Below are 25,884 nucleotides of genomic sequence, written 5' to 3'. Positions count from 1 at the left end.
CTACGCCACACTGGCAATTTCAGCCGCTTCCAGATTGGTGAAATATTTCACGGTTTTGACTTTCAATTCTTGCGTTGCCGGTTCGTCACACACCAAAACGGCTTTGGTGTGCATTTGCAGCGCACTGATTGTCCATAAGTGGTTGACACAGCCTTCAACACCCGCTTGTAACGCCAAGGCTTTATTATGTCCCGTTGCCAAAATCAATACTTCCTCCGCATCCAATAAGGTGGCAACCCCGATAGTCAAGGCATATTTCGGTACTTTGGTGAGATCGTTATCAAAGAAACGCGAATTGGCGATCAAAGTATCTTCGGTCAATGTTTTAATCCGTGTTCTTGAGCTGAGAGAAGAGCCCGGTTCATTAAACGCAATATGTCCGTCACTGCCGACCCCTCCCATAAACAGGTGGATTTTGCCGTAAAAACGGATTTTTTCTTCGTATTGACGGCATTCTTGATCGTGATCTGCGGTATTGCCATTCAAAATATTCACATTTTGCGCCTGCACATCAACGTGGTTAAAGAAATTTTCCCACATAAAAGTGTGATAGCTTTGTTCGTGATCTTGCGGCAACCCCACATACTCGTCCATATTGAATGTCACCACATGTTTAAAGCTGACTTTGCCTTGTTGGTAGAGTTTAATCAGTTCTTTATACGTTTGTAACGGAGTGCTACCGGTCGGCAGCCCTAAAACAAACGGTTTTTCAGCGCTCGGCTGAAATGCATTAATTTTATTGACAATATAATTAGCCGCCCAACGGCTTACTTGTTCGGCGCTTTTTAATGGAATTAATCTCATGTTAGTTCTCCTTTATAACGTTGTTCACACTCGGTAGATAAAACTGAATTGATTTAATCATTTTTTTTATAAAAAATCAAGATGAGTTTCAAAACGCTTAAAAAGGAAAAAATCTTGCAAAAATATCAAATTTAAGCCAGTATAATACCGTCTTGACCGCAAGATATTTTTTATCAAAAAATAAATACTCATTACTTAAATTAGAGAGGTAACTTATGTCTGTCCTAGGTTATTTGCAACGAATCGGTAGAGCTTTAATGGTACCTGTTGCTGCGCTACCGGCAGCAGCTATATTGATGGGGATCGGCTACTGGTTAGATCCTAACGGTTGGGGAGCGGATAGCCAGTTAGCTGCCCTGCTCATCAAATCCGGTGCCGCCATTATCGACAATATGTCACTGTTATTCGCCGTCGGTGTCGCCTTCGGAATGTCGGAAGATAAACACGGTTCGGCTGCATTATCCGGCTTAGTCGGTTTTCTGGTTGTCACAACATTGCTTTCCCCGGGTACAGTGGCACAGTTGGAAGGCATTGCCATCGAGCAAGTGCCGGCAGCATTCGGCAAAATCAATAACCAATTTGTCGGGATTTTAGTCGGCGCAATTTCCGCGGCGCTGTATAACCGTTATTACAAAGTCGAATTACCCAACGCCTTGGCATTCTTCAGTGGTAAACGTTTAGTACCCATTTTAGTTTCCGTTGCAGCCATCGTCCTCTCTTTCATCTTATTGTATGTCTGGCCGATCATTTTCGGCGGCTTAGTCAGCTTCGGCGAATCAATCAAAGATATGGGTGCGGTCGGCGCCGGTATCTATGGTTTCTTCAACCGTTTATTAATTCCTATCGGCTTACACCATGCTTTGAACTCCGTCTTCTGGTTTGACGTAGCCGGAATTAACGATATTCCTAACTTCCTTGGTGGTGCGCAATCCCTAGCTGAAGGGCGTGCCGTATTGGGGATCACCGGAATGTACCAAGCAGGTTTCTTCCCGATTATGATGTTTGGTTTACCGGGCGCCGCCTTAGCGATGTACCACATGGCAAAACCGGAAAACAAAACCAAAGTTGCTTCCTTGATGATTGCGGCGGCACTCGCTTCATTCTTCACCGGAATCACCGAGCCGCTGGAATTCTCCTTTATGTTTGTTGCGCCGATTTTGTATGTAATCCATGCATTATTGACCGGTATTTCCGTCTTCTTCGCCGCTTCAATGCAATGGATTGCCGGTTTCGGCTTCAGTGCCGGTTTAGTCGATCTGGTATTGTCTTCACAAAATCCATTGGCACAAAACTGGTATATGCTGATTATCCAAGGTCTGGTGTTCTCGGTTATCTACTACGTTATTTTTACCGCAAGTATCAAAATGTTCAGATTAAAAACGCCTGGACGTGAAGACAGCTTGGAAGAAAAAAGCGTAGCGTCGGCAGCAACGGTGAAAGCAGGCAATAACCGCGAAAGAGCAAGCCAATTTATGGCGGCGCTAGGCGGAAAAGAAAATATCGCCAGCATTGATGCTTGTATCACCCGCCTGCGTCTAGTGTTGGTTGACCGTAAAAAAATCAATGAAAATCAACTAAAAGCGTTAGGCTCAAAAGGTAACGTAAAATTAGGTGACAATGCTTTACAAGTTATTTTAGGACCTGAAGCGGAAATCATTGCGGACGAAATGAAAACCCTGTAGATTAGCGCCCGAATTTAATCTGCAAAACCGCACTTTGATTCTGATCTGCACCCCAAAAGTTGGACTGCAAAACCAACTGACTAAGGTGCAGATCAAACAAAGTGCGGTTTCTTTCTATTAGAGGGAAAACATGAAAAACTATTTAATCATTTTATTACCGCTGGCACTGAGCGCTTGCGTGCAACCGACATGGCACCCGACAGCTAATATGCCGACAAAAGACATGAAAACCGTTGAAGAATACCATAAGCAAGTGATGAGCGGGAAGACGATCAATGGCGCGGCACCGCCTAACGATATCCTGCTGAACGGCAGCGACTATAAGCCGAAAACGCCATCCGCAGCGACCCCGGCAAACGCGCCGAATATTTGGCAAAAAGAATTGCCAGAACAAGTACGCAAAATTTATAGCGAAGGCAGCACACAACGGCATACCACTAGCCACAAAACAACCGAGGTGTTAAAAGACACCCCGAACGAAAAACAGACTCGGACAGTGGAAAAATCGGAAACAAAATGGAAGAGTAAAGGATTTTCGTTTGGTTTATAAAAAATCGGTGGTGCCCCCAACAGGACTTGAACCTGTGACCAATCGATTATGAGTCGACTGCTCTAACCGACTGAGCTATGGGGGCAAAGTGCGGTTTTGACAAAGAATCGAGATTATAGAGGAATCAAGCGACCAAGTCTATAAGCGACGGAATGGTTGGCGAAAAAACAAGCTTGATTTTACGCAATAAAAAACCATGCTTCTCGGCATGGTTTTTTATCATTTAATGAAAATTACAGAGAATCTGCATTTTTCTTCAGGTAGCTGGCAACGCCTTCAGGGCTGTCTTTCATGCCTTCTTTGCCTTTTTCCCATTGTGCCGGGCAAACTTCGCCGTGTTCTTCGTGGAATTGCAACGCATCAACTAAACGCAGCATTTCGTCGATGTTACGACCCAACGGCAAATCATTTACGATTTGGTGGCGTACCACACCGTGTTTGTCGATTAAGAAAGAAGCACGCAACGCAACGCCGGCTTCCGGGTGTTCGATACCGTAGGCTTTGGCGATGTCGTGTTTCACGTCTGCAACCATTGCATATTGCACTTCGCCGATACCGCCGTTATCCACAGGGGTTTTACGCCATGCATTGTGAGTGAATTGAGAGTCGATAGACACGCCAACCACTTCCACACCACGTTCTTGGAATTCTTTATAACGGTGATCGAATGCAATCAGTTCGGACGGGCAGACAAAAGTGAAGTCTAAAGGCCAGAAAAACACAACGGAGGTTTTGCCGGCGACATGACGTTTGAAGTTGAAGTTATCAACGATTTCACCGTTGCCTAATACCGCAGAAGCTGAGAAATCAGGGGCTTGACGAGTTACTAATACCATAATATATCTCCTAATAAAAAATGGGTGAAGGTGCTAAAACAACCATCTGAGTCAATCTTGTTTAAAATCCCAACAACTGTCGTTTTAGTGCCGTTAGTATACTCAATAAATATTCAAAAGTCGTGATTCATATCACACTATTTAAGAAATAGGTTAAATCTATTTGTTTTGCCATATCGGCGGAAGCGGTTGCTTCCCGCGTTGATAACGATTATCTTAAGTCTCATCATTACCGCACTTTTTATGTTAAGCACAAGGATTTTTATGTCAGATTCCAACCATAAATTCACTGCCGCCACCCGTTTAGTTCACGCCGGGCGCCAAAGCCGTTATACACAACATGGCGTGAATCCGGTGATTCAACGCGCCTCATCATTGATTTTTGACAATTTAAAAGAAAAAAAACAAGCCACGATCAACCGTGCCAAGGGGGCATTGTTCTACGGGCGGCGTGGCACGCTGACTCACTTTGCCTTGCAAGACGCAATGTGCGATTTGGAAGGCGGAGCCGGTTGCGCGCTCTATCCTTGCGGCGCGGCGGCAGTCACCAATGCGATCTTGTCGTTTGTGGCAAGCGGTGATCATATTTTGATGACCGGTGCAGCCTATGAGCCGACGCAGGATTTTTGTAATAACCTACTGACCAAATTTAATGTGGAAACGACATATTATGATCCGCTGATCGGTGCGGCAATCGCTGATTTGGTGCGTCCCAATACCAAAGTCTTATTTTTAGAAGCGCCAAGTTCGCTCACCATGGAAGTGCCCGACGTGCCGGCGATTGTCAAAGCCGCGCGCGCAGTCAATCCTGATATTGTGATGATGATTGATAACACTTGGAGCGGCGGTTTGTTGTTCAAGGCGTTAGAACAGGATATTGATATTTCGATTCAAGCCGGCACAAAATATTTGGTCGGGCATTCCGACGCCATGATCGGCACCGCCGTGGCAAACGCCCGTTGTTGGGATCAATTGCGCGAACACTCCTATTTAATGGGGCAAATGGTCGATGCCGACACCGCCTACACTGCCGCCAGAGGCATTCGCAGTTTAGGCGTGCGTATGAAGCAACACCACGCCAGCAGCCTCAAAGTCGCTCAATGGCTAGCGACACGCGCTGAAGTGCGGTCAGTGTTCCACCCGGCGTTGCCAAGCTGCCCGGGACATGCATTTTTCCAACGGGATTTCAGTGGCAGCAGCGGTCTGTTTTCATTTGAATTGAAGCAAAAACTGAACCAAACGCAATTAGAAGCGTTTTTTGATCACTTCCGTTTGTTTACCATGGCATATTCCTGGGGCGGCTTTGAATCGCTGATTTTATATAACCAACCGGAAGAGATCGCCAACATCCGCCCGAATATCGAGCGCAAGCTGAGCGGAACACTCATCCGCGTTCACATCGGTTTGGAAGATGTCGACGATTTGATCGCCGATCTGGAACACGGATTTGAGCGGATTAAAACGTGCTGACCGCACTTTGGTTATGTTTGGTAGGTTGGGTTTCACATTTGTTCACTCCAACCTACTTCACTTTTTCCTCGACTACCGTTTTCCCCAACAAACTTGATTTTAGCGTGGCTAATAACTCTTGGTGAATTTGGCTGAGGCGGGGTTTTTCATCTTGTTGAAAGACGAGCGGGCGGCAAAATTCCATGGTTTTGATGCCTAAACGGGCGGTGAGCAAGCCGACACCGAGCCCTTGCGCGGCTCTTGCCGACAGTTTTGCCATTAAATCTTTGGAAAGCCATTCCATGCCGATGTCATGAATCAGCTCAGTTGCGCCGGCAAATGCCATATTCACCAACACCATGCGCAATAAACGAATACGGCTGAAATAGCCTAATTCAATGCCGTACAATGCGGCGATTTTGTTGATTAAGGCAAGATTGCGCCAAGCGACAAAAAACAGATCCACCAGCGCCAGCGGGCTGATACCGACCACAATTGCCGCTTCGCCGGCGCTTTTGCTGACCAAACGGCGGGCTTTTTTGTCAATCTCGCTCAACACGTTTTGACTGAACAAATAACCGACTTCCTGCGCATTGTGGCTGTCGTTGATCTGTTTCTGCCAAGCTTGCAGGCGGATATCCCGCTTATCCAGCCGCATATTATCCGCAATGCTCAAACAGAGCTGACGCGCCGCTTCACCATCTTGCCGCGCAGAGTCGTGCCGCGAAGAGAAAAGCGCACTTTGCTGTTGTAAAACCAAACGGCGTTTTAAGCTGCGCAGACGGTATAATTCTTTGATTAGTGCGCCAATTCCGAGCAAAACCAAAGAAAAACCGACTAAGGCAAAAGCAAAGGTGATCCATTGATTATCGCGCCAGCTGTCGAGTAGCCATTGGATTGATTGTGCCACCAGTGCGGTCAAAAACAAAAGTGCGGTTGCGGCTAAGGCTTTTTTCCACCAGCGGGGTTTGGGTTCAACCGCTTGCACGAAACGCCGTTCTAATTCGTTTGCGGTTTCCGGATCCTCGGCTATTTCAAGTGCCTCAACATCGACAAATTCTTTTTTCGGTTGTAATTCGTTTTCCGGCTCAAGTGCGGTCTGTTCTGTTTCGAAATAGGTTTTCTTCATCAATTGATCCTATGATTAATCCAACTTATCCGCTAATAAAAATTGCAGTACGCTGTCCATGCGTAAGTGCGGTATCCGTTCGTCTTCATCCAGTGGCAGCGGCTCAAACTGATCGAATTCAAATCGGTTTTGCTGCCAAAAATCGGCTGTCGGTAAACGGCTTGGCACGCTGCCGGGAAAAACGGTGACAAATTTTTTATCCTTGCTGCGCACGCCTTGCAGCGCTTTGATCCTTTGCCCGTTGTCATTCACGGTGACCGCTTTGGTGGCGCGAATCGAGGCAATTGCGCTGTATTCGTTCTCCACCCCGGCAAAATTAACGTGCTGTCCGCCCTCTTGCACCAGCCGGCGCATTAAGCTGATCAAATTCGGCAGTTGATCCGCGGTAACATGATCTGCTTTACTTGCCACAAACAGCAATTTATCAATTTTCGGTGCAAACAGACGGTGCAGTAACGTGCGGTTGCCATAGTGAAAATTTTTAAACAGTTGGCGCAGGCTCTCTTTGGTTTCTTCAAAGGCTTGGCGGCTGTAATTTAACGGCGTCAGGCAGTCCGCCAAAATGATCTGACGATCAAACTTGCTGAAATAATTTTCATAGAAACGTTTGACGATTTTTTCACGGTAGTAGTAGTAACGTTTTTTTAACACACGGTAATAGCTGTCGCGCGCGCTGTGTTGTTCCAGCGCCTGCCATTGTTGTTCGTCCAAATGCAAAAGCGGGAAAAATTGCAGCGCCGGCGCACCGGCATATTCACCGGGCAACACAAAGTGCCCCGGTTGAATAAATTGCAATCCTTGCACTTTGCAAACGAACAGATACTCGGTGTAGCGTTTGGCTAAGTTTGCCAAGATCTCTTCGTCTGCGGTCGCGCTGAGATCAAGGGCGCCAACCTGTTGCAACCACGCTTGCGCCAACTCCGCACGCACGCCGATATTGAGCTTTTGCAGGCTTTGCGACCATTGTTTAAAGCCAGTCTCCAATAACGGTAAATCCAGCAACCACTCGCCCGGATAATCGAAAATATCCAGATACAGCGTGCTTTCTTGTTTTAAATGCCGCATTAAGCCGCTGCTGTGGCGGTAACGGATCGCCAAACGAATTTCCCCCACGCCACGGGTCGATTGCCCCCATTGCGGCGGATTTTGTTTAAGTGCGGTTAGATTCGCTTCATAATCAAAACGCGGAATGCTCCAGTTTTCCTGTTCAACCCGCTTGACGGCCAAAATATGGCGTTGACGGGCAGCGGAAAAAAACGGCAAATGGCTGTTATCCTCACGATCAATTGTCAAAAGTTGATTGACCAAACTGGTGATAAACGCCGTTTTTCCGCTTTGGCTCAAACCGGTTACCGCAAGGCGCAAAGTGCGGTCAAAACCGCGGTTAACCAGATCAGTCACTTCGCGGCGTAAGGATTTTTGTAACGAATTCAACATGTTTCGATTCTTCTATTGGTTACGGCTGCCCGGTGTGCCGACATAATCTTCAATTTGAGTGATACGCTTGGCCAGCAACGTGAATTCCATATCCAAATCAATCAATTTCTGATTGGCGCTCACCCCGGCGCGCCAGGTTTTTTCCTTTAACGGCGTTGGATCAAAGATTTTTTGGTAAAAATCCGACTGATAATCGCCCGACGGCGCTTTATCCAACAGCATTGCCGCGGCGATATAGGCAATCAAAATCACGAAATAACCGCCGAATAAAAATAGCGACACCGTGACCAAGCGCACGACCCAAGTTTCCAAGCCGGTGGCTTTTGCCAGCCCGGCGCAAACGCCGGCCAGCATTCCTTGTTGCGGATAACGGTAAATCATCTTGTCCCCCTATTGCGGCTTGTTCGCCTGACGCCATTGCGGTTGCTGATAATCCAATATCGCTTCCAATTGCTCCACCCGCCGACGCAATGCCTTTGCCTGTTCATTCAATTGGTGAATTTTCGCCTTATCTTCCATACTCAAACCGGCGCCCATTTGCCGCTTACTTTTGTAGTGCATATACACCCAAAACGGCAGCACCAGCAAACAAAAAATAAAGGCGGCGATTGACAATAAAACAATACTCCAAAACATGATATTCTCCTGATTTCACGCAATCCACGAAAAGAAAATGGCATTATGCCGACGGATAAACTACAATTTAACCTTATATTACTCAGATCAGATTAATAAGTGCAATGTTGTTATTTAACAAACCCCTGTTATCTGTCACGTTTTTTTTATTCTCTGCCGTCCTGCCGCAGAGTCTGTCGGCTGCGCCGCGCATTCCCGAGGAACTGTTGGACAACGGCTTGATTTACTGCACTCACTCTACAGGCTTCTCGTTTAATCCGCAAACGGTTGATGTCGGCACGAGTATGAATGTGGTGGCGGAACAGATCTATAACAAGCTGTTTGATATAAAAAATGATAAAAGTAAAAAAATTGTTCCCTCGTTGGCGACGGGTTACATCCTTTCCCGTGATCGCAAAACGTTGCTGATCAACCTGCGCAAAGGGGTTAAATTCCATCAAACCGCTTGGTTTACCCCAAGCCGTGACATGAATGCCGATGATGTGGTGTTTTCGCTTAACCGCGTATTAGGACGTTTACATTCCTATCCGACGCCGGAACAGGAACAACCCTCTCGGCAGCATAATCCGCAATATCAAATCTATTACGATTTGGCGCGGCAAAACCGTTATCCTTATTTCGACAGCATTGACTTTAACGGTAAAATAGCCAATGTCAGCGCGGTTTCGCCTTATCAGGTCAAAATCGAATTAAATGCGCCTGACTCGTCCATTTTAGATCACCTTGCCAGCCAATACGCCGTGATTTTATCGCAAGAATATGCACTGCAACTCAGTGCCGATGATAACATCGCCCAGCTGGACACCCTGCCGATTGGCACCGGGGCGTATAAAATCGGCGATTATTTCCGCAACCAATACGTACGCTTACAGCGCAACGATACCTATTGGAATAAAAAAAGCGAGATTAAACATATCGTGGTTGATCTGTCGAGCAGCCGTTCCGGCCGTTTGGAAAAAATGATGAATCAAGAGTGCGATATTATGGCTTTTCCCGAAGCCAGCCAAGTCAACAACTTACTGCGTAACCAAGCGCGGTTTGGCGCAACCTCGGTCGATGGGATGAACCTATCGTTTCTGGCGTTTAACATGAACCAAGCGGCGGTGCAAAGCCCGGTCTTGCGCCGCACCTTGGCACAGGCGATCAACCGTGAACGGATTGTTCGCCAAATCTATTTCGATACCGCCGAGGTTGCCAACACCATTATTCCTAAAAGCTCGTGGGCATCACAATTCAATATGCGCTCGTTCGCCTATAACTATCAGCCGGAAAGCGCGAAAATCTTTTTTGCCGATAAGGATCTGACGCTGAATTTCTGGGTGCTGACCGATAATCAGGTCTATAATCCCAGCCCGGTGAAAACGGCGGAAATGATCCGCTTTGATCTGGAACAGGCGGGGATCAAGGTGAAGATGAAATATTTACAACGCAGTGAGTTGGAGCACTTATTGCTGTCCGGACAAGATGACTATCACCTGATTTTAGGCGGTTGGTTGGCAGGCAGTCTCGATCCCGACGGTTTCTTGCGCCCGATTCTGAGTTGCCACACCAATAACGCCCATACCAATATCGCCAACTGGTGCTATCCGGAGTTTGACCAAGTGATGGATCGGGCGTTACGCACGCCGATACAACTGTCGCGGGCACTGGATTATGACATAGCACAACAATATGTCTTGAACCAAGTCCCCTTGATCCCGATTGCCAGTGTCAAACGCATGATGATTTACAACAAACAAGTGCAACGGGTTAAAATGTCACCGCTCGGCACCATTCGCTTTGCCGATTTAAAATTGCAACGGGAGGCACAATAAATGCTGTTTATTCTGCGCCGCGCGTTATTAACCTTGATGACATTAGTGGTTCTGTCACTGATCAGCTACCACATTTTAATGCGCGATCCCCTCAATGCGATTTTAGCCAAACCGCACTTTTACTCCGGCTATATCGGTTACGTACAGCGCCTGTTTTACGGTGATTTCGGTATCAGCTATCTGGACGGACAACCGCTGTTAGGGCAAATTTTAGCCGTGCTGCCCGCAACGATTGAACTCTGTATTTTTGCCCTGTTCTTCGCCATTCTCTTCGGGTTGCCGCTCGGTTTCCTTGGTGCGTTTTATTCCAAACAATGGCTCGGCAAAGCCATTCGTTTCGGTTCGTCATTCGGCATTTCGCTGCCGATTTTCTGGATTGCGCCGATTGTGCTCTATCTCGCCGCGAGTTATCAATGGGAAATTTCCGCCATCGGGCAATATTATCCGCTATATCAAATCGAGCCGATCACCGGTTTTGCCGTGATTGATGTGTGGTTTGGCGATCACCCCTACCAGCTCAAAATCATTCAAAACGTGTTCCAACATTTGGCACTGCCGGTGCTGGTGTTAATGATCGCCCCGCTGATGGAAATCATTCAATTAACCCAGAACCAGGCAGAAAAAATCCTGCGCGAAAATTATGTGAAGGTCGTGGAAACACGCGGCTGGTCAAAACTGAAGATTGCGCGGTTGATGTTAATTCGCAATACTCTGCCGCCGCTGATTCCGCAACTGACCCGTAGCTTCACCATGCTGGTGGCAATGTGTATGTTAGTGGAAAATATTTTCAGTTGGCCGGGTATCGGGCAATGGTTGATTAACGCAGTGGAACAGCAGGATTACAACGCCATTTCCGCCGGTATGCTGATTATCGGTTTGGTCATTATTTTGATTAATTTGTTCAGCGGTTTTTTGATGTTTCTCTCGGATCCGTTTAATCGTAAGGGGTGGTATGTTAGATAAAGAACCGGACGAATTTCGTTTCACCTCTCCGTTACAGGAAATTTGGCAGCTGTTTCAGCGCAATAAACCCGCGTTATTCTGCGGCTATTTGTTGCTGGGATTCATTCTCGTGACCGTGTTATCGCCGTTGGTTGCCCCTTATCAAGACAATATGCAATTTGTCGGGCAGGAACTGTTGCCGCCATCGTGGAATAACCAAGGCAAAATCGCTTTTTTCTTCGGCACCGATGAATTGGGACGCGATCTGTTCAGCCGTTTGATTCACGGCTTGCGTTATACCTTCGGCGGTGCAATGCTCGTTGCGTTGCTCACCTTATTAATCGGCAGTCTGTTGGGGGTAATCGCCGGCACAGGCCAAGGTATAAAGTCGGATATTTTGGGACACTTTTTGGATGCGTTTTTGTCGATTCCGATTCTATTATTGGCGATAATAATCGCCACGTTAATGCAGCCTAGCTTGTTAAATGCCATGCTTGCCATTTTTTTGGCTTCTCTGCCCTATTTTATCCACCAGGTTTATCTGGCACTGCAAACGGAAATGCACAAAGAATATGTCTTAATGCTACGTCTTGACGGCGCTTCGAAAAGCTATCTGATTAACAAAGTGATGTTGCCGAATCTGCTGCCGATGTTTATCCGTTTAACCGGGCGGATTTTTACGCTGGCGATCTTGGATATCAGCGCCCTGAGCTTCATCGCCCTCGGTGCACAGCCGCCGCAGCCGGAATGGGGGGCGTTGATTCGCGAATATATTGACTTGATCTACTTAGCGCCTTGGCTGCCTATTTTGCCCGGTTTGCTTTTGATGTCGGTGATTTTGATCGTCTTGTTATTCAGTGACGGTTTGGCGAAAGCGATCGAACGCTACTTTCGCAAGAGCTAAGTGTAAGCGTGAATACAAAAGGCTAAAGGAATTAATATGGCATTACTGGATATACGCAATCTGACGGTGGAAGTGAACACCCCGCAAGGCAAAGTCAAAATAATCGACAATATGAATTTGACGGTCAACGAGGGCGATGTGTGCGGCTTAATCGGCGAATCCGGCTCAGGCAAGAGTTTGGTGGCGAAAATCATCTGTAATTCCGCCAAACCGTCTTGGAAAATCAGTGCGGATCGCTTCCGCTTTAATGATGTTGAATTGCTGAAACTCAATCCGACGAAACGGCGCAAACTGGTCGGTAAAGAGATTGCGATGGTGTTTCAAGATCCGTTGTCTTGCCTTGACCCCAGCCGAAAAATCGGCAAACAATTGATAAACGCCATTCCGGTATTTTCCTATAAAGGCCCGTGGTGGAAATGGTTCGGTTGGAAAAAACGGCGGGTCATCGAACTGTTGCACCGAATCGGGATAAAAGATCATAAAGATATTATGAGCAGTTATCCGTTTGAGATCACCGAAGGCGAAGCGCAAAAAGTGGTGGTGGCAATGGCGGTGGTCAACCAACCCCGCTTATTAGTGGCGGACGAACCGACCCATGCATTGGAAGCAACCACGCAGCTACAGGTTTTCCGTCTGCTCGCCAGTATGAACCAAAATTTGAATACCACCATCCTGCTAACCAGTAACGATATTAAAACCGTCAGCGAATGGTGTGACCATTTCACGATCTTATACTGCGGACAAACCGTGGAAAGTGCAAGTAAGCAAGCTATTTTAGAAAAACCACACCATCCTTACACCGTATCTTTGCTGAATTCGATACCGGATTTCAGCCAACCGTTGCCGTTAAAAAGCCGCTTAAATACGTTGCGCGGCAGCGTGCCACTGCTGAATAACTTACCGGTCGGCTGCCGTCTGGGCCCACGCTGCCCGTTCGCACAAAAACGCTGTGTGCAAAAACCGATGTTAAAGCGGATTAAACAGCACGAATTCGCCTGCCATTTTCCGTTGAATATCCGTGAACATGAGCAGCCGCAAAGCCAAAAAGCCTTTACGCCACTCACCATTCAAAGCGAGAAACCTTATGGCGACGCAAACTAATTCTTCCCCTTCTCTGCTGTTAGTGGAAGATCTCAGCAAATCCTTCCGCGATCATAACAGTTTCTGGCGTTCGGGGCTTTTTGCCGCCGTAACCGACATCAGTTTCAGTTTGGAAAAAGGGACAACCTTGGCTATCGTCGGAGCAAACGGCGCGGGCAAATCAACCTTGGCAAAAATGATCGGCGGGATCACCAAACCCAGCAAAGGCAGAATTTGTTTTAAAGGACGGGAATTGCAATTCGGCGATTATCAATCCCGCTGCCGCCACATCCGTATGGTGTCGCAGGATCCCGACAACAGCCTGATACCGCACTTGAATATCGGGCAGATTCTCGACACCCCGCTGCGTTTAACCACCAATTGGGACGAAGCGCAGCGCAACAAAAAAATCTATCAAACCCTACGTTTGGTCGGGTTATATCCGGATCATGCCAATATTCCGATTTACACCTTGTCGCAAAGCCAAAAACAGCGGGTGGCGCTGGCACGCGCGGTTATTCTGGAGCCGGAAATCCTGATTCTGGATAATGCCTTAGCCTCGATGGACACCTCGGTGAAAACCCAATTATTAAATCTGCTACTGAATTTGCAAAAACAGTTGGGGTTGTCTTATATCTATTTGGGGCAACACGTTGGAATTATCAAACATATTTCCGATTATATGTTGGTGATGAAAGAAGGACACATGGTGGAATACGGCAGCACGCGCGACGTGCTGACCGAACCGAGCAATGATTTCACCCGGCGTTTAGTTGAAAGCCACTTCGGGCATGGATTGGATAATTCGGCTTGGGAAGCCAATTTTGATCAAGATTAGGCAAGCATAAACGCCAATGTTAACCGCGCCGCTCAAAGTGCGGTATTCGGCTTGGAGATGGGCATGGTCGCGCCCAACTCCGACTGAGCACAACGGCAATTAGCGCGTCGACAATTGGAAAATCATGCTTTCCGCTTGGCAACTGAATTCAAAATCCGCTTTCAGTAAATAGCCGCCGTCAACTTGGCTGATACTGCTATTAATGATTGCCGGATCGCTTTCCGCAGCCCGCGCTTTTTCGGTTAAATAAGCCAATGCTTCTTGGGCAAGCGCCTCGCTGGCATAAACCTGCTCAAACTGCACGCCACAATCTTCATTATCAATAATCGTGCCGACATCGACACAGCAGCATACTTTACTTTCTTCCGCTTTGCATTTTTGTTCCGTAGTCATTTTTTTCTCCAAATATAATTAAAATTGTGACGGTATTTTATCACAGAAAAAGCAAAATGGTTGTTACTGTCCCACCGACAAACGCATAAAAAGTAATAAATATGCGTTAATATCACATAAATAAACGAAAACATTTGCCATCGGGATCATGATTGATTAGAATCATTAACATTTTTACAACAGCGCATTGTTTTTTATTTTTAATGGAACCTTACTATGTTTAAATTAAACAAAATCAATCAAATTCTATTAACCACGACACTAACGCTTTCCGCCGGTGCCGCTTCCGCCGCCGCCTTCCAACTAGTGGAAGTTTCCACTTCCGGTTTGGGTCGCGCCTATGCCGGCGATGCAGCAATTGCGGAAAATGCCTCGGTTGTGGCGGTGAATCCGGCATTAATGACCCAATTTAAACGGGCGGAAATTTCGGTTGGTGGGATTTATATCGATCCGAATGTTAATTTGGAAGGCGTGCTACACACTCAAAAGGGTGATATTCCTGCCAACCAAAATAATATCGCCCCGAATGCCATCATTCCCACTCTTTATTATGTTCACCCGCTCAACGAAAAATTTTCTGTCGGTGGCGGCATAAATGTGAACTACGGTCTCATGACAGAGTTTCCAGACAGCTATGAAGCAGGTTTTTATGCCGGAAAAACCGACTTAACCGCGATTAACTTTAACCTTAGCGGCGCCTATCGTTTAAACCAAAACTGGAGTGTCGGTTTAGGTTTCAATGCGGTGTATGCCGATGCCTTAATTGAGCGCCACCTCGGTGCGACCAGTGCCGCATTCCTGCCTGCTTTAGGGCTAACTCCGTCGACAACGGCAGCCCGCTTGGAAGGAAAAGAGTGGGGTTACGGCTGGAATGCCGGTTTAGTCTACGAATTTAACGAGCGTAACCGTATCGGTATTGCCTACCACTCACACGTTGATATTGATTTTAACGGAAAATATTCCAATCAACTGCCAACAATTTTAAATGCCGTCAGACCGGGACTAAATGCAACCGGCGGTGAAACCATTCCGGGTTCTTTGACCTTAAATCTGCCTGCCTACTGGGAAGTTGCCGGTTATCATAAAATGACCGATAAATTTGCCATGCACTACAGCTATAAATTAACCCGTTGGAGCCGTTTTCAAGAATTACATGCCAGCGGAAGCGCCGGCGAACTGCTCTTTGAAAAACAAGAAAAATTCAAAGATTCCTCTCGTATCGCCTTAGGGGTAAGTTATGACGTAGACACGGCTTTAACACTGCGTGCCGGTATTGCCTATGATGAAACCCCGGTTCAAGAAGGCTATTTTTCAATTTCAATTCCTGACGCAGACCGCACTTGGTATAGCTTAGGGGCAACTTATCGCTTCACTGACGATTTATCAGTAGATGTCGGCTATGCCCATTTACGTGCCAGCAAAAATACCTTTAGAGAAGCTGAAGCGGGTAAATTACCAGCAACATTTACCGCCAAATCTACTGCGAATATTTACGGTTTAAATTTAAATTACCGCTTCTAATTAGGGCAAACCGCCCTATAATCAAAAGGCGTGCTGTAATCGGTGCGTCTTTTTTATTTTCGGAGGTCATTTATGTCTATTCGTTACTGTTTTTACCCGTCTCCTATTGGTAACTTATTGTTATTAGAGAAAAACCAAGCGCTGATCGCTGTTGAATTCGAACAAGAACAAACAAACGTACCAACCGACTGGATAGAAGATGAACAAAGTGCGGTTTTGAGCGCAACCAAAACCGCACTTAGCCGTTATTTTAACGGCGAAGCTGAAACCTTTTCCGATTTGCCGCTCGCCCCGCAAGGCACGACGTTCCAACAACAAGTGTGGCACGCCTTGCGTCAAATTCCTTATGGCAAATTCAGCAGTTACGGCGAGTTGGCACAACAAATCGGCAATCCGAAAGCGGTGCGTGCCGTAGGCGGTGCAGTCGGGCGCAATCCAATCAGCATTATCATTCCTTGCCACCGCATTTTAGGCAAAAATCTGGCGTTGACCGGATTTGGCGGCGGATTACCGGCGAAACGCCACTTACTACAATTGGAAAGAATCGGTTATCTGGATCGAGGAATTGAATACGTTAATCCCAAACACTTGCGTTATTGATATAAGATAAATATGCAATTATTTACAATAATAGGCATTAAAAGCAGATTTTAGCACAATTGTTAGAGAAAATAGGGAAATTAACATAACAACAATAGCTTTTGTTGTAAAAAAATGTTTTAATATGGCTGATTTTTTACATAGACAGATCAATACTGACATGAATATTTTTCCTTCTTTCGCCAAGCAAGCAAGCAAGCAAGCAAGCAAGCAAGCAAGCAAGCAAGCAAGCAAGCAAGCAAGCAAGCAAGCAAGCAAGATTTTAGCCCATTCGATTGGTTTGGACAGTGTTTTTTTCTCTTTTTTCATCAGATTCAACCGCCCTTCCTGACGCAAATTAGCATGAATTACCATAATGTTAAGAATACGCTATATCAAAAAGCATTAAGCGGAAAAGTAAACTTATTCCACTCAGATATTGTTAGCCAAAATTTATTCCATTCCATCATCAACACTTATATGAGTAGCAAAAAATGAGAAATATATTTTATCTGTTGCTTGTATCAATGCTTTGTCAGCAAGCGATAGCCAGACCGGACTACACCAAAGAAGTTAACCGGGTGAACATCACCGATTTCAATATAGAGTGTGAGGAAGTTGCTGTTATTGCACAAGAAAAACAGAAAATACAGGAACAGCAATTACAAACCCGGTCAAACGATCCTTATACCAGACGCGCCAATGCTACGGTGATTATTGACAATAATCCGATTGAGCATTAAACCGTCTCGGTTTGGCATTGTAATCACAGCGGCACGTCATCACGGCCGGCACGACAGGCTTCTTAGTGTCTTCCTGATTCGCTTTTTCTGTTATTGGTCTATTTCCTTGACAAGTAATACGAGCGTCTCGAGGTGCGCCGTGTGCGGGAACATATCAAACAGACGGATTTTGATTATCCGATAATCCGTCAATAACGCCAAATCCTTTGCCATGCTGCTCGCATTGCAACTGGAATACAGGATAAAGTGCGGTGCAAACTCATTCAAAAACCCGGCTAAAGGTTTGCCGATGCCGCGCCGTGGCGGATTGACAATCACTAATTGCGGTTTTTGCCGTTGCGTTTCCCGAGCCGCAAATGCGGCGGAATCTAACGAACGGAATTCAACCGCACTTTGCCCTTGCGTCAAGCCCAACCGTGCTGCCGATAACTTGGCGCTGGCAATTGCCGAAGCGGAGATTTCAATCCCGGTTAAGCGGGTAAAAATATCCGATTGCCGAGCTTTCAAAGCCGATAAACAGTGCAGTCCGAAACCACCGACGCCGCAAAACAGATCCCACACATGGGAAATCGGCAGATTTTCTATCCATTCTTGCGCTTGCCGGTACAACGCACTCGCCACCGTCGGATTGGTTTGGAAAAAACCCTGCGGACGGATAAACAGCGGAATGCCGTTAAACCGCTCTTCCAACACCTGTAGCCCGGTCAGAAAAATTTCCTGTTCGCCCTCTAAAATTGCCGCGTGCTGCGCTTGAATATTGACCGACACCACCGCCAGCTTCGGCAAACGCTGTAATAAACCGGCTAATTCGCGCCGAATTAACGCCAACTTGGCTTCACTGCGCAGCACAAAACGCAGCAGCAGTTTGCCGCTGTAACGGCTTTCCGTCAGCAGAATATATTTCAGCTCGCCTTTACGTTTCAACAGGTTATACGGCACTAATCCGGCGCGGGCGATAAAATCTTTCAACTGCGGAAACACCGCTTGAATGCTGGCGGGATACAGTGGGCAGCCGCAGAGATCAACCGCACTTTGCGGATCATCGGGATCATTGATAATGCCCAAAATCGGCCGCTCGACACTGCCGCTGACCACCATTTTCGCTTTATTACGAAAACCGCTGAGCGGCGAGGCAAACGGCACAAACCATTCTGCACCGGTTAAATCCAACTTCGCCAGTTGCTGCTGCAAATGCTGCTGTTTTTTCGCCAACTGTTGGTCGTAATCCAAATTCAACCACTGACAGGAATCGCATTGTCGCTGTTGATGATAAAGGCAGGTTAAACGGTTCATTATTATTTATTATCTTTCCAATCGGTAAATTTATTTGGTAACAAAAATAGGGGCGGATTAGATATCCGCTCGTTTACGAAGTGCGGTATAAGCATTTAATCTATAATGGAAAAATGCAAAGTGCGGTTCGGGCGGATACCTAATCCGACCTTGCATTCAACATAGCAAATGCTTATTTTACAAATGCAGCTTTTTGCTCCAACCAGCATTGTTGCAATTGCTCTAAAGTGCGGTTTGCCTCAACCCAACGGCTTGTGGCTTGCAGGCTGTTCCATTCGATGGTTTTCCGTTTAAACAAACGGTTTAACCGCACTTGGCTTTCCGGGTCGGCTTGATGTTGCAGATTATCCAACACCTGAATCACGCCCTCGCGTTTATTGCACAGCAATAACAGATCGCAACCGGCGTTAAGCGAGGCTTGACAGCGTTCCACAAAATCCCCCATAAAACCAGCGCCTTTCATGCCCAGATCATCGGAGAAAATCGCGCCGTCGAAACCGAGCTGTTGGCGCAATACCGTTTTCAGCCAATACGCCGAACCGCTCGCCGGTTGGCTGTCACATTGGCTGTAAATCACATGTGCCGGCATTACCGCTTGTAATTTGCCCCGCTGAATCAACTCGGCAAACGGCTGGATATCGTGGGCAAAAATCATCTCTTTGGCACGCCCGTCAATCGGCGTTTCCAAATGCGAATCGGCGATAACGTGTCCGTGCCCCGGAAAATGTTTGCCGGTTGCCGCCATGCCGGCTTGCGCCATGCCGTCGATAAATGCCTCCGCCAGCGCACTCACCGACCGCACTTCATCCCCGAAACTGCGATCGCCAATGGCTTTGCTTTGATGTCCTAAATCCAACACCGGTGCAAAACTGAGGTCAATATCCAATGCGGTCATTTCCGCCGCCATTAACCAACCGGCTTGTTGTGCCAGTTGTCGTTGTTTTAAAACATCGCTTTCAAGTGCGGCGAAGGCTTGCATTGCCGGTAAACAGCTAAAACCGTCCCGGAAACGCTGCACCCGACCACCCTCTTGATCAACCGTGATTAACAGCGGCTTGTTCACCCGCTGCCGCACCGATTGAATTAAGCCTTGCAGTTGTTGGCGATCGTGAAAGTTACGGCTGAATAAAATCACCCCTGCGACAAGCGGATGTTGCAACAATTCCACTTCTTCCGTAGTTAATTCATAGGCTTGCAAGTCAATAAGTAGTGTCGACATAAAATTTCCTGTTATACGTGTTTGCGATTATATTTTGTCTATTGCGCGACAGATTCGGACGCAAGCGTTTGCCGCACTTGCCACCACAAACGGTTGAGCAATTTCACCCACGGCAAATAACTCGCAATCGCCTGACCGAACGCCCATTCTTTTTGCAACAAAGTGTTTCCCTGCAAATAATATTGCAATAAATAGCGCTGCTGATCCTGGCTTAATTCGTTATTCGCCAATAAAAACGCCATTTCCAAGGCGGGTTCGGACCATGCCGCATATTCCCAATCGAGGAGTTTGAAACTGCCATCCGGCTGTACGATAATATTGTGCGGATGAAGATCATGGTGGGCAATCACTTGAATCTCACTTTCAACAAAAGGGGTTAATTGATCCAATTGCATTAGCCAACCGCCATGCTGTTCTGACGGCAGTTGTTGCAACAAGGAAAAAATCCGCCGAATCAGATCCAACTGTGGCAACGTATTGATTTCCGCCGAATGCAGCACCGAAAAATGGTGTAACTGCTGTAAATTCAGCGCCAATTGCGCCAAGTGCGGTTCGTTCCATTGCGCCAACGGTTCGCCTTCGACCCAATGTTGCACCAGAAAATCATTCCCCTGATGAAAAACCGATGGCACAAACGGCAACAGTTGCAGGCTGAATAGCAGATCCGCCTCAAATTCGCGCCCGGCTCCCAAGCGTTGCAACGTCTCATTTTGCCGACGCAGCAGAAACCGTTGCCGATTCTCCAGTTGCACGCCGTAAGAATCGCCGCTCGCGCCCGCCAATGGCTGGCAAGAAACGACTTTTGCCGTCCAAAAATCGGCATTCAGAATCGAGGATAATGACACGGCTTATCTAATGCCCTTTAATATAAATACGATAATTACTGCTGTTCCGGGTCGGTTTTTCCAAACCAATGATTTCACGTTGCTGCGGCGGTAACGCCAATTGCACCCATTGCGGCAATTGCGACCAGTCTTTGAGCTGAGTCACGCCATCTTTATCATACCACGTGATTTGATACTGTAATGCCAACAGCCGTTGGCTAATATTGGTCAACCCCACCTGCTCGGCGCCGGCTTTCACCTCAATTGCCGCGGCTACGCCGGCGTCGATATTCACAATCGGCTCGCTGTCAGCTAAATAACGCGGCGGCGCACTGGAACACGCCGCTAACATGGCACTGCCGAACATAATAAGAAGAAAACGTTTCATCAATGATTCCTATTTTGCCAACATTGCGCCCAGTTTTTTGCCGCCGACCAAGTGCATATGCAAATGAAACACCTCTTGCCCGCCGTGCCGGTTACAATTCACAATTAAGCGATAGCCCTCTGTGGCAATGCCCTCTTGCTGCGCGATTTTCGCCGCCACCACAAACAGACGCCCCAAAGCCTGTTCGTCTTCGGCCGTCACCGCATTGACGGTCGGAATCAGCTTATTCGGAATAATCAAAATATGGGTCGGGGCTTGGGGCGAAATATCACGAAATGCGGTCACCAATTCATCTTGATACACCACATCCGCCGGAATTTCACGACGGATAATTTTACTGAAAATCGTTTCTTGCGGCGCGGCTGTCGTTGTCATTCTGCTATCCTTATTATCTGCTACAAATTGAAGCCAGAATAATGAAGTTAACGGTTTTTGGCAAGTTGCTATTGCGCAAAAATCCCAGTATGCTACCAACAAATGAGAGGAGTTCAAGAAAATAACATGAACGCTATTTCACCTACTAAATAATCCCAAACTATAATCTCTTTGTTTACACAATCAGCACTTTTCCGTTAAATATCAAAACACAAATTTAACCATAAAATAACATCTTAACCCTGCCTTAACAGCCTGATTTGATCTATATCACAGTTTGTGAGATAACATAGAATAGCGTCTCAAAATGATTTGTTTGTGTATCAGCAAAAAATTATAATGCTAAAAAAAAATAATAAATCTTAAAAAAATGTTTAGTTTCGAGGGAAACAATCAAAGATGAGCACAGATACAAATAACTCCTCCAATATGTTGAATCCGGCGCAGATTACCACGGTGGCGGTGAATGCCGGGGCGTATAAGGCACAAAAAAATCAGTTTCTTTCTTTTATGTCGGCAATTCCGGCGGGGGCGTTTATCGCGATTGCCTTTGTCTTTTATGCCACCACGCAAACCGGCGCAGCCGATGTCGCTTGGGGCATGGCGAAATTTGTCGGCGGCATAGTGTTTTCACTCGGGATTATCATGGTGATTGTCTGCGGTAACGAGCTGTTCACCTCCTCAACCATGACGGTTTTGGCTCGGGTGGAGAAGAAAATCAGCACCTTCCAAATGTTGCGTAACTGGGGTGCGGTTTATGCCGGAAATTTTGTCGGCAGTCTGTTTATCGTCGCGCTGGTTTGGTTCGGCGGACAAACGATGGCGGCGGACGGCAAATGGGGCTTGGTGATTTTGAATACTGCTCAGCACAAAATCCACCACACCTGGGTCGAAGCCTTTAGTCTGGGTATTTTTTGTAACATTATGGTGTGTATCGCGGTGTGGATGGCGTATGCCGGTAAAACCCTGACGGATAAAACACTGGCGGCGATTCTGCCGATTTCGATGTTTGTCGCCTCCGGCTTCGAGCACTGTGTTGCCAATATGTTTATGATCCCGATGGGGATTGTAACTGCACACTACAGCAGCCCTGAATTTTGGCAGACACTTGGTCTTAATACGGCACAATATGCCGATTTGGATGCGGCGCATTTTATTGTTAAAAATTTAATCCCGGTGACACTAGGGAATATCGTGGGCGGTGCGGTGTGTATCGCCTTAATGCAGTGGTATTTGACTCGCGAACACCACTAACTGGTTTAACGTATCGATGGTTTTATCTCTACGGATAAAGTGCGGTGCTGTCGGTATAATCGTTTTAATTTCTTCTAAATTAAGGAATGTATTGCTATGACACAATTAACTGAACTTCAGCAACAGGCTTGGGCGGGATTTAAAGGCGGCGACTGGCAGCAAAATGTCAATGTACGCGATTTTATCCAATTGAACTACACCCCGTATGAAGGTGACGAAGCTTTCCTCGCCGGCGCGACTCCTGCGACCGACGTATTATGGGAAAAAGTGATGGAAGGGATCAAAGTGGAAAACAAAACCCACGAACCGTATGATTTCGATACCTCCATCATCTCCACCATCACCTCCCATGCGGCAGGTTATATCCAACAAGATTTGGAAAAAATCGTCGGTTTGCAAACCGATGCGCCATTAAAACGTGCGATCATTCCATTCGGTGGGATCAAAATGGTGGAAGGTTCTTGCCAAGTTTACGGTCGCGAACTGGATCCGCAAGTGAAAAAAATCTTCACCGAATACCGTAAAACCCACAACCAAGGCGTGTTCGACGTTTACACTCCTGACATTCTGCGCTGCCGTAAATCCGGGGTGTTAACCGGTTTACCGGACGCTTACGGTCGCGGGCGTATCATTGGTGACTACCGCCGTGTCGCGCTGTACGGAATTGATTTCTTAATGGCAGACAAATTCAAACAATTCGGTTCGTTGCAAGAACGCTTGGAAAAAGGCGAAGATTTGCAAATGACAATCCAATTGCGTGAAGAAATTGCCGAACAACACCGCGCTTTAGGTCAAATCAAACAAATGGCAGCGAGCTACGGCTACGATATCTCCGGCCCTGCGACTAACGCACAAGAAGCGGTGCAATGGACTTACTTCGCTTATTTGGCGGCGGTGAAATCACAAAACGGTGCGGCGATGTCATTCGGTCGCGTATCCTCTTTCTTGGATATTTATATCGAGCGTGATCTGCAAGCCGGCAAAATCACCGAAGAACAAGCGCAAGAATTAATCGACCATTTGGTGATGAAACTGCGTATGGTGCGTTTCCTGCGCACCCCGGAATACGATCAACTGTTCTCCGGCGATCCAATCTGGGCAACCGAATCTTTAGCCGGTATGGGCTTGGACGGTCGCACCCTGGTCACCAAAAACAGCTTCCGTTTCTTGAACACGCTCTACACCATGGGGCCGTCTCCGGAACCGAATATGACGATTCTGTGGTCTGAAAAACTGCCTGACGGTTTCAAACGTTACTGTGCCAAAGTGTCTATCGACACCTCTTCCGTACAGTACGAAAACGATGACTTAATGCGTCCTGATTTCAACAACGATGACTACGCCATCGCCTGCTGCGTCAGCCCGATGATCGTCGGTAAACAAATGCAGTTCTTCGGTGCCCGTGCGAACTTGGCAAAAACCATGTTATACGCAATCAACGGCGGTATTGATGAAAAACTGAAAATGCAAGTCGGTCCGAAAACCGATAAAGTCACCAGCGAATATTTGGATTACGATGATGTGATGAACCGCTTAGACAGCTTTATGGACTGGTTGGCGACACAATATGTGACCGCACTTAACATCATTCACTACATGCACGACAAATACAGCTACGAAGCCTCACTGATGGCATTGCATGATCGTGATGTGTATCGCACCATGGCGTGTGGTATCGCCGGTCTGTCTGTTGCCGCCGACTCCTTGTCCGCAATTAAATATGCCAAAGTGAAACCGATTCGTGATGAAGACGGTATTGCGGTTGACTTCGAAATCGAAGGCGAATATCCGCAATTCGGTAACAACGACAGCCGTGTTGACGATATCGCCTGTGACTTGGTTGAACGTTTCATGAAGAAAATTCAAAAACTGAAAACCTATCGTAATGCAGTGCCAACCCAATCGGTATTGACCATCACCTCTAACGTGGTTTACGGCAAAAAAACCGGTAACACTCCGGACGGTCGCCGTGCCGGTGCGCCGTTCGGACCGGGAGCGAACCCAATGCATGGCCGTGACCAAAAAGGTGCGGTGGCTTCCCTGACTTCGGTTGCCAAACTGCCGTTTGCCTACGCCAAAGACGGGATCTCTTACACCTTCTCTATCGTACCGAATGCGTTAGGTAAAGATTACGAAGCGCAAAAACGCAACTTGGCAGGTTTAATGGACGGTTACTTCCACCACGAAGCGACGATCGAAGGCGGACAGCACCTGAACGTTAACGTGATGAACCGTGAAATGTTGTTAGACGCGATGGAAAACCCGGAAAAATATCCGCAATTAACCATCCGTGTTTCCGGCTACGCGGTACGTTTCAACTCGCTGACCAAAGAACAACAAAAAGACGTGATTACCCGTACCTTTACCCAAACCATGTAATTCGGGTTTAATCTCACTCCCAAGCCCCGCCGATTGGCGGGGTTTTTTGTTGCTTGCACGCTAGATCAAACTGTGTCACAATCCCAAAAAAAAGAATTCCTGAATAGTAAGGAATGAAAGGAGTATATCATGGAACTTGCAAAAATCACCTCAAAAGGGCAAATCACCATTCCTATCGCTATTCGCAAAAAATTAAATTTGAAAGAAGGCGATAAATTATTATTTGTTGAAAACAACGGCAAAGTTGAAATTCTGAATTCCACGATGTTAGCCATAAAAGAAGCACAGCGAGCTTTCCAAGGCGAAGCGGAAAAAGCCGGGCTGTACTCTGAAGATGATGTAGTTGAATTAATCAAAATGCTAAGGAAAGCAAGCTAATGCGAATCATGTTAGATACTAATGTATTACTATCTGCATTGCTTTTTCCGTCAGCGCGAATGAACCCGCTTAATCGAAGTCGTTGCTGTTGAAAACACAATGGTACTTGCATCTTACGTTGCAAATGAATTACAAACCGTTATGGAACGAAAATTCCCCCATAAATTAGAGGTTATTGATCGCTTACTTTCTATCATCAGCTATGAATTAGTCTATACACCAACCAAATTTAATTTGGATGTTTATATTCGAGATGAAAAAGACTATCCGGTGATTGCGACCGCACTTTTAGAAAATGTTGATATATTAATCACCGGTGATAAAGATTTTGTAGCATTAACATACCTGCCACTTGAAATTTTAACCCCAGCCCAATTCCTTGAAAAATACACCTAACCACATTCAAATCAGACTTTCTATCGCAAAGTGCGGTTGTT

General features: G+C 46.7%; 28 protein-coding genes and 1 tRNA gene. 15 read left to right on the top strand and 14 right to left on the bottom strand.

Translation table 11 applies throughout. From position 1 onward, the window contains the following. Positions 1-804 (bottom strand): glucosamine-6-phosphate deaminase, encoded by an 804-nt coding sequence (gene nagB / locus ACWA50_RS07495; RefSeq protein WP_431051250.1) that lies wholly within the window; start codon positions 802-804, stop codon positions 1-3. Between the two features lie 215 nt (positions 805-1,019). On the opposite strand from nagB, the gene nagE reads away from it, so the two are divergent. Continuing rightward, positions 1,020-2,486, top strand: coding sequence for an N-acetylglucosamine-specific PTS transporter subunit IIBC (gene nagE, locus ACWA50_RS07490; RefSeq protein ID WP_431051248.1), 1,467 nt, complete (start codon positions 1,020-1,022; stop codon positions 2,484-2,486). 130 nt (positions 2,487-2,616) lie between these two features. Continuing rightward, positions 2,617-3,036, top strand: a complete 420-nt coding sequence (locus tag ACWA50_RS07485; protein ID WP_431051246.1) for a hypothetical protein — start codon at positions 2,617-2,619, stop codon at positions 3,034-3,036. Between the two features lie 8 nt (positions 3,037-3,044). Here the strand turns inward: ACWA50_RS07485 and ACWA50_RS07480 are convergent. Further along, a tRNA-Ile gene (locus tag ACWA50_RS07480) sits at positions 3,045-3,121 on the bottom strand. 148 nt (positions 3,122-3,269) lie between these two features. Then, entirely contained in the window at positions 3,270-3,872 is a 603-nt protein-coding gene (locus ACWA50_RS07475; protein WP_431051244.1) for a peroxiredoxin C, read from the bottom strand. A 264-nt stretch (positions 3,873-4,136) separates the two neighbouring features. Here ACWA50_RS07475 and metC point away from each other — a divergent pair, with 264 nt between their 5' ends. Next, positions 4,137-5,342, top strand: a complete 1,206-nt coding sequence (gene metC / locus ACWA50_RS07470; RefSeq protein WP_431051242.1) for a cystathionine beta-lyase — start codon at positions 4,137-4,139, stop codon at positions 5,340-5,342. Between the two features lie 52 nt (positions 5,343-5,394). Here metC and ACWA50_RS07465 read toward each other — a convergent pair whose 3' ends face one another. The 4 genes from ACWA50_RS07465 to pspB are packed head-to-tail and all read right to left on the bottom strand — an operon-like array spanning position 5,395 to position 8,523. Further along, the gene (locus ACWA50_RS07465) at positions 5,395-6,450 is read right to left on the bottom strand and encodes a YcjF family protein (protein ID WP_431051240.1); all 1,056 of its coding nucleotides are present in this window, start codon (positions 6,448-6,450) and stop codon (positions 5,395-5,397) included. Between the two features lie 15 nt (positions 6,451-6,465). Continuing rightward, complete coding sequence (locus ACWA50_RS07460; protein WP_431051238.1) at positions 6,466-7,887, bottom strand: YcjX family GTP-binding protein; 1,422 nt, start codon at positions 7,885-7,887, stop codon at positions 6,466-6,468. A 12-nt stretch (positions 7,888-7,899) separates the two neighbouring features. After that, on the bottom strand, positions 7,900-8,268 hold the full coding sequence (locus tag ACWA50_RS07455) for a PspC domain-containing protein (RefSeq protein WP_431051236.1): 369 nt from the start codon (positions 8,266-8,268) through the stop codon (positions 7,900-7,902). A 9-nt stretch (positions 8,269-8,277) separates the two neighbouring features. Continuing rightward, positions 8,278-8,523 (bottom strand): envelope stress response membrane protein PspB, encoded by a 246-nt coding sequence (pspB, locus tag ACWA50_RS07450; RefSeq protein ID WP_431051234.1) that lies wholly within the window; start codon positions 8,521-8,523, stop codon positions 8,278-8,280. A gap of 104 nt (positions 8,524-8,627) precedes the next feature. Here pspB and ACWA50_RS07445 point away from each other — a divergent pair, with 104 nt between their 5' ends. The 5 genes from ACWA50_RS07445 to ACWA50_RS07425 are packed head-to-tail and all read left to right on the top strand — an operon-like array spanning position 8,628 to position 14,101. Continuing rightward, entirely contained in the window at positions 8,628-10,337 is a 1,710-nt protein-coding gene (locus ACWA50_RS07445; protein ID WP_431051232.1) for an ABC transporter substrate-binding protein, read from the top strand. Next, a complete protein-coding gene (locus ACWA50_RS07440) occupies positions 10,338-11,300 on the top strand; it encodes an ABC transporter permease (RefSeq protein WP_431051229.1) in 963 nt (320 codons plus the stop codon). Beyond that, positions 11,290-12,183: an ABC transporter permease subunit gene (locus ACWA50_RS07435; protein WP_431051227.1), complete on the top strand. Its 894-nt coding sequence runs from the start codon at positions 11,290-11,292 to the stop codon at positions 12,181-12,183. Before ACWA50_RS07440 ends, ACWA50_RS07435 begins: the two co-directional genes overlap by 11 nt. 36 nt (positions 12,184-12,219) lie before the next feature. Then, positions 12,220-13,284, top strand: a complete 1,065-nt coding sequence (locus tag ACWA50_RS07430; protein WP_431051225.1) for a peptide ABC transporter ATP-binding protein — start codon at positions 12,220-12,222, stop codon at positions 13,282-13,284. Then, the gene (locus tag ACWA50_RS07425; RefSeq protein ID WP_431051223.1) at positions 13,268-14,101 is read left to right on the top strand and encodes an ATP-binding cassette domain-containing protein; all 834 of its coding nucleotides are present in this window, start codon (positions 13,268-13,270) and stop codon (positions 14,099-14,101) included. Before ACWA50_RS07430 ends, ACWA50_RS07425 begins: the two co-directional genes overlap by 17 nt. A gap of 99 nt (positions 14,102-14,200) precedes the next feature. Here ACWA50_RS07425 and ACWA50_RS07420 read toward each other — a convergent pair whose 3' ends face one another. Beyond that, positions 14,201-14,494 carry a YfcZ/YiiS family protein gene (locus ACWA50_RS07420; protein ID WP_431051221.1) on the bottom strand — a complete coding sequence of 98 codons (294 nt, stop codon included), beginning with the start codon at positions 14,492-14,494 and terminating at the stop codon, positions 14,201-14,203. Positions 14,495-14,710: 216 nt separating this feature from the next. On the opposite strand from ACWA50_RS07420, the gene ACWA50_RS07415 reads away from it, so the two are divergent. Continuing rightward, positions 14,711-16,015: a porin gene (locus ACWA50_RS07415; RefSeq protein ID WP_431051219.1), complete on the top strand. Its 1,305-nt coding sequence runs from the start codon at positions 14,711-14,713 to the stop codon at positions 16,013-16,015. Between the two features lie 72 nt (positions 16,016-16,087). Further along, a complete protein-coding gene (locus ACWA50_RS07410; RefSeq protein ID WP_431051217.1) occupies positions 16,088-16,615 on the top strand; it encodes a methylated-DNA--[protein]-cysteine S-methyltransferase in 528 nt (175 codons plus the stop codon). Between the two features lie 18 nt (positions 16,616-16,633). Here the strand turns inward: ACWA50_RS07410 and ACWA50_RS07405 are convergent, their stop codons facing one another. Then, positions 16,634-16,924: a hypothetical protein gene (locus ACWA50_RS07405; RefSeq protein ID WP_449343088.1), complete on the bottom strand. Its 291-nt coding sequence runs from the start codon at positions 16,922-16,924 to the stop codon at positions 16,634-16,636. Positions 16,925-17,088: 164 nt separating this feature from the next. Between ACWA50_RS07405 and ACWA50_RS07400 the strand changes: the two genes are divergently transcribed. After that, complete coding sequence (locus ACWA50_RS07400) at positions 17,089-17,337, top strand: hypothetical protein (RefSeq protein ID WP_431051213.1); 249 nt, start codon at positions 17,089-17,091, stop codon at positions 17,335-17,337. A gap of 90 nt (positions 17,338-17,427) precedes the next feature. Here the strand turns inward: ACWA50_RS07400 and rlmC are convergent, their stop codons facing one another. From rlmC to hinT, 5 genes are all read right to left on the bottom strand, one after another. Next, positions 17,428-18,630, bottom strand: coding sequence for a 23S rRNA (uracil(747)-C(5))-methyltransferase RlmC (gene rlmC, locus ACWA50_RS07395; RefSeq protein ID WP_431051211.1), 1,203 nt, complete (start codon positions 18,628-18,630; stop codon positions 17,428-17,430). A gap of 172 nt (positions 18,631-18,802) precedes the next feature. Further along, positions 18,803-19,849: a beta-N-acetylhexosaminidase gene (gene nagZ / locus ACWA50_RS07390; protein WP_431051209.1), complete on the bottom strand. Its 1,047-nt coding sequence runs from the start codon at positions 19,847-19,849 to the stop codon at positions 18,803-18,805. A gap of 38 nt (positions 19,850-19,887) precedes the next feature. Continuing rightward, the gene (locus ACWA50_RS07385) at positions 19,888-20,694 is read right to left on the bottom strand and encodes a phosphotransferase (RefSeq protein WP_431051207.1); all 807 of its coding nucleotides are present in this window, start codon (positions 20,692-20,694) and stop codon (positions 19,888-19,890) included. Positions 20,695-20,701: 7 nt separating this feature from the next. Then, positions 20,702-21,061 carry a YcfL family protein gene (locus tag ACWA50_RS07380; RefSeq protein ID WP_431051205.1) on the bottom strand — a complete coding sequence of 120 codons (360 nt, stop codon included), beginning with the start codon at positions 21,059-21,061 and terminating at the stop codon, positions 20,702-20,704. Positions 21,062-21,070: 9 nt separating this feature from the next. Next, positions 21,071-21,436: a purine nucleoside phosphoramidase gene (gene hinT, locus ACWA50_RS07375; protein ID WP_431051203.1), complete on the bottom strand. Its 366-nt coding sequence runs from the start codon at positions 21,434-21,436 to the stop codon at positions 21,071-21,073. Positions 21,437-21,835: 399 nt separating this feature from the next. Here hinT and focA point away from each other — a divergent pair, with 399 nt between their 5' ends. The 4 genes from focA (at position 21,836) to ACWA50_RS07355 (ending at position 25,843) form a co-directional block, all read left to right on the top strand. Then, positions 21,836-22,690 carry a formate transporter FocA gene (gene focA / locus ACWA50_RS07370; RefSeq protein WP_431051201.1) on the top strand — a complete coding sequence of 285 codons (855 nt, stop codon included), beginning with the start codon at positions 21,836-21,838 and terminating at the stop codon, positions 22,688-22,690. Positions 22,691-22,786: 96 nt separating this feature from the next. Then, the gene (gene pflB, locus ACWA50_RS07365; RefSeq protein WP_431051199.1) at positions 22,787-25,069 is read left to right on the top strand and encodes a formate C-acetyltransferase; all 2,283 of its coding nucleotides are present in this window, start codon (positions 22,787-22,789) and stop codon (positions 25,067-25,069) included. Positions 25,070-25,198: 129 nt separating this feature from the next. After that, positions 25,199-25,447, top strand: a complete 249-nt coding sequence (locus ACWA50_RS07360) for an AbrB/MazE/SpoVT family DNA-binding domain-containing protein (RefSeq protein WP_431051197.1) — start codon at positions 25,199-25,201, stop codon at positions 25,445-25,447. A 99-nt stretch (positions 25,448-25,546) separates the two neighbouring features. Then, entirely contained in the window at positions 25,547-25,843 is a 297-nt protein-coding gene (locus ACWA50_RS07355) for a putative toxin-antitoxin system toxin component, PIN family (RefSeq protein ID WP_431051195.1), read from the top strand. The last annotated feature ends 41 nt before the right edge of the window (positions 25,844-25,884 follow it).

It is taken from the genome of Testudinibacter sp. P17/SS/0325 (assembly GCF_053570765.1).
This window is presented reverse-complemented; position numbering and strand designations above follow the sequence as displayed.

Excerpts from the sequence above, each read along its gene's own strand:
- nagB (WP_431051250.1), bottom strand. The coding sequence starts at position 804 with ATGAGATTAATTCCATTAAAAAGCGCCGAACAAGTAAGCCGTTGGGCG.
- nagE (WP_431051248.1), top strand. The coding sequence starts at position 1,020 with ATGTCTGTCCTAGGTTATTTGCAACGAATCGGTAGAGCTTTAATGGTA.
- ACWA50_RS07485 (WP_431051246.1), top strand. The coding sequence starts at position 2,617 with ATGAAAAACTATTTAATCATTTTATTACCGCTGGCACTGAGCGCTTGC.
- ACWA50_RS07475 (WP_431051244.1), bottom strand. The coding sequence starts at position 3,872 with ATGGTATTAGTAACTCGTCAAGCCCCTGATTTCTCAGCTTCTGCGGTA.
- metC (WP_431051242.1), top strand. The coding sequence starts at position 4,137 with ATGTCAGATTCCAACCATAAATTCACTGCCGCCACCCGTTTAGTTCAC.
- ACWA50_RS07465 (WP_431051240.1), bottom strand. The coding sequence starts at position 6,450 with ATGAAGAAAACCTATTTCGAAACAGAACAGACCGCACTTGAGCCGGAA.
- ACWA50_RS07460 (WP_431051238.1), bottom strand. The coding sequence starts at position 7,887 with ATGTTGAATTCGTTACAAAAATCCTTACGCCGCGAAGTGACTGATCTG.
- ACWA50_RS07455 (WP_431051236.1), bottom strand. The coding sequence starts at position 8,268 with ATGATTTACCGTTATCCGCAACAAGGAATGCTGGCCGGCGTTTGCGCC.
- pspB (WP_431051234.1), bottom strand. The coding sequence starts at position 8,523 with ATGTTTTGGAGTATTGTTTTATTGTCAATCGCCGCCTTTATTTTTTGT.
- ACWA50_RS07445 (WP_431051232.1), top strand. The coding sequence starts at position 8,628 with ATGTTGTTATTTAACAAACCCCTGTTATCTGTCACGTTTTTTTTATTC.
- ACWA50_RS07440 (WP_431051229.1), top strand. The coding sequence starts at position 10,338 with ATGCTGTTTATTCTGCGCCGCGCGTTATTAACCTTGATGACATTAGTG.
- ACWA50_RS07435 (WP_431051227.1), top strand. The coding sequence starts at position 11,290 with ATGTTAGATAAAGAACCGGACGAATTTCGTTTCACCTCTCCGTTACAG.
- ACWA50_RS07430 (WP_431051225.1), top strand. The coding sequence starts at position 12,220 with ATGGCATTACTGGATATACGCAATCTGACGGTGGAAGTGAACACCCCG.
- ACWA50_RS07425 (WP_431051223.1), top strand. The coding sequence starts at position 13,268 with ATGGCGACGCAAACTAATTCTTCCCCTTCTCTGCTGTTAGTGGAAGAT.
- ACWA50_RS07420 (WP_431051221.1), bottom strand. The coding sequence starts at position 14,494 with ATGACTACGGAACAAAAATGCAAAGCGGAAGAAAGTAAAGTATGCTGC.
- ACWA50_RS07415 (WP_431051219.1), top strand. The coding sequence starts at position 14,711 with ATGTTTAAATTAAACAAAATCAATCAAATTCTATTAACCACGACACTA.
- ACWA50_RS07410 (WP_431051217.1), top strand. The coding sequence starts at position 16,088 with ATGTCTATTCGTTACTGTTTTTACCCGTCTCCTATTGGTAACTTATTG.
- ACWA50_RS07405 (WP_449343088.1), bottom strand. The coding sequence starts at position 16,924 with ATGAAAAAAGAGAAAAAAACACTGTCCAAACCAATCGAATGGGCTAAA.
- ACWA50_RS07400 (WP_431051213.1), top strand. The coding sequence starts at position 17,089 with ATGAGAAATATATTTTATCTGTTGCTTGTATCAATGCTTTGTCAGCAA.
- rlmC (WP_431051211.1), bottom strand. The coding sequence starts at position 18,630 with ATGAACCGTTTAACCTGCCTTTATCATCAACAGCGACAATGCGATTCC.
- nagZ (WP_431051209.1), bottom strand. The coding sequence starts at position 19,849 with ATGTCGACACTACTTATTGACTTGCAAGCCTATGAATTAACTACGGAA.
- ACWA50_RS07380 (WP_431051205.1), bottom strand. The coding sequence starts at position 21,061 with ATGAAACGTTTTCTTCTTATTATGTTCGGCAGTGCCATGTTAGCGGCG.
- hinT (WP_431051203.1), bottom strand. The coding sequence starts at position 21,436 with ATGACAACGACAGCCGCGCCGCAAGAAACGATTTTCAGTAAAATTATC.
- focA (WP_431051201.1), top strand. The coding sequence starts at position 21,836 with ATGAGCACAGATACAAATAACTCCTCCAATATGTTGAATCCGGCGCAG.
- pflB (WP_431051199.1), top strand. The coding sequence starts at position 22,787 with ATGACACAATTAACTGAACTTCAGCAACAGGCTTGGGCGGGATTTAAA.
- ACWA50_RS07360 (WP_431051197.1), top strand. The coding sequence starts at position 25,199 with ATGGAACTTGCAAAAATCACCTCAAAAGGGCAAATCACCATTCCTATC.
- ACWA50_RS07355 (WP_431051195.1), top strand. The coding sequence starts at position 25,547 with ATGGTACTTGCATCTTACGTTGCAAATGAATTACAAACCGTTATGGAA.